2 protein-coding genes and 1 tRNA gene are annotated in these 2,021 nt (G+C 45.2%); all 3 read right to left on the bottom strand.

The genetic code is table 11. The features are described 5' to 3' along the window. Window positions 1-70: 70 nt before the first annotated feature. Window positions 71-871 carry a carbon-nitrogen hydrolase family protein gene (locus WCO51_12960; protein MEI6514163.1) on the bottom strand — a complete coding sequence of 267 codons (801 nt, stop codon included), beginning with the start codon at window positions 869-871 and terminating at the stop codon, window positions 71-73. Between the two features lie 55 nt (window positions 872-926). Further along, window positions 927-1,000, bottom strand: a tRNA-Met gene (locus WCO51_12955). A gap of 217 nt (window positions 1,001-1,217) precedes the next feature. After that, a partial coding sequence (locus WCO51_12950; GenBank protein ID MEI6514162.1) for a hypothetical protein occupies window positions 1,218-2,021 on the bottom strand: 804 nt, incomplete at its 5' end.

Genomic DNA, 2,021 nt, shown 5'->3' with positions numbered 1-2,021 from the left:
GCCGCCGCTTGCTCTCGCGCCACCGTACCGCGCGCGTGAGCAAGCGGATAGCCCGGTGCTCCAAAAACCCCTAACGCTCGCCATGCGGTATCTTTGCACGGACTTCATAGAATCTTTTTAAATCAATATCAGCATAGATGATCTGCTGCGTTGGGTCCGTAATTTGGGCAATAATATCCCCCCAGGGATCAACAATCATGGAGTGTCCGTGCGTTACTCGACCTGTGGGATGAACGCCGCCTTGGCACGCCCCAACGATATACGAAAAACCATCAATTGCACGACATCGAGCCAATAGTTCCCAATGAGCCTTGCCTGTGATGGCGGTGAATGCTGCAGGTATTGCTATGATCTCTGCACCCAGAGCGCTGAGTTGTATAAATATCTCTGGAAAGCGAATGTCAAAGCACACGCATAACCCAAGTTTTCCCACGGGCGTATCGATGACACAAAGCTTATCGCCTGGGGCAATAGTATGGGATTCTTTATAGTGTTCTTGTGTGGAAACTTGTGCATCAAACAAATGCATTTTGTCATAACGCCCAACTTGAGCGCCATCACTGTCAAAAACGAGACAAGCTGCTTTTGCTTTATTATGGTCATGGGCAGCTAGGGGTATGGTGCCGCCTACAATCCATATCTTATGTTTTTGAGAGAGGGATGCAAGACAATCTTGAATGGGACCAGAACCTGGGGTCTCGGTAATACTTAGTACATGAGCACTACTTGAACCAATATAGCCAAACATCTCAGGAAGTACTGCAAGCGTTGCGCCCTGAGCCGCCGCTATTTCTATTTGTTGTTCAACAAAGTATAAATTATCAGGCACATGACTCGTTGAGCACATTTGTATGGCTGCAATTTTTGACATGGACTTCCCATTACCAGGTAATGTATATAGGTTTGATAGGGGTTTTGGTGAGGTGTGGCTATGGGTGGACTCGAACCACCGACCTCAGCATTATGAGTGCCGCGCTCTAACCAGCTGAGCTACATAGCCAGAAGGGCGTGATTGTCTCGTTTTCAGACCAAGATGTCAAGTAGCATTGTGATTAGGCTGGGTAACCGCATCTTAATAGTAAATTTCAAGGACAATTCAACAGAATCTGATTTGAATTGGCGTAGGGTGGGCAAAGGAGCGAAGCGACGTGCCCACCCTGTTCAAAGTAATGCCCTTGGTAACTGGTGGGCACGTCGCTGACGCTCCTTTGCCCACCCTACGGGTTACTAAATGTGCTAATACTTGAGGTATCATCATCGTAACCAAGCGTGTTTTTGATAGTCTCAAATTGAGTAAACATCTCCTTTGCAACTTCAAGCATCACTTCATTTCCGTCTTTACTTAAAGTTGTTTCTAACTCTGCATACGAGTTTTTATTATTAATGATGAGGTGTTCTGGAAGTTCAAGGCCAGAGTCTTTTCTGGGTGGAATACCCATCGATTGCAGGATGAGTGTAGCTCTTTCTTTAGGTAACATCCGCGAGTCTTCAATTAAGCGACGAAACACCTTTACTTTGTCTATTTCGGCATCTATGAGTGTTTTAGGGGGTGGCGTTGTTGTGGCGAGTTTAACCGATTTTCTATCCTTACTAATTGTATTAGAATATTGTGGATCACTATGTACGGCGACTGCAATATCGTCACGAACATCTTCGATTGTTTTGGCTCTACCCAAAACTGCGCTGACGCGAGCGGCTGGTGTCCTAGGGGTCGTTTTTTCTCTACCATGACTATCAGCACTTAGGGTGGACATATCATCATCATGTGATCCCTTAGATTTAGATCTAGGATAGCTAGAATTCCTTTTTTGGGAAGAATTGAAGAATGGTCGTGAAACCACGAGGTTGGAATGGTCTTCACTGGTTGTATCATCATCACTATGAGAGTATCGATGATCATGGGAAGATAAGGGATTAATCACTTCGAAATCATTATCGCTCGATCCATGAGATAAAGCTCTGCGCATTTGTTTTTGTTCTTTCCGTATAGAATTACTTGCTTTTTGGGTTCTACCTATTGC

It is taken from the genome of bacterium (assembly GCA_037131655.1).
Taxonomy (GTDB): domain Bacteria; phylum Armatimonadota; class Fimbriimonadia; order Fimbriimonadales; family JBAXQP01; genus JBAXQP01.
The sequence above is the reverse complement of the archived record's forward strand: the minus strand, read 5'-3'. Positions and strand labels throughout refer to the sequence as shown.

Coding starts and splice junctions, on each gene's coding strand:
- WCO51_12960 (MEI6514163.1), bottom strand. CDS start 871: ATGTCAAAAATTGCAGCCATACAAATGTGCTCAACGAGTCATGTGCCT.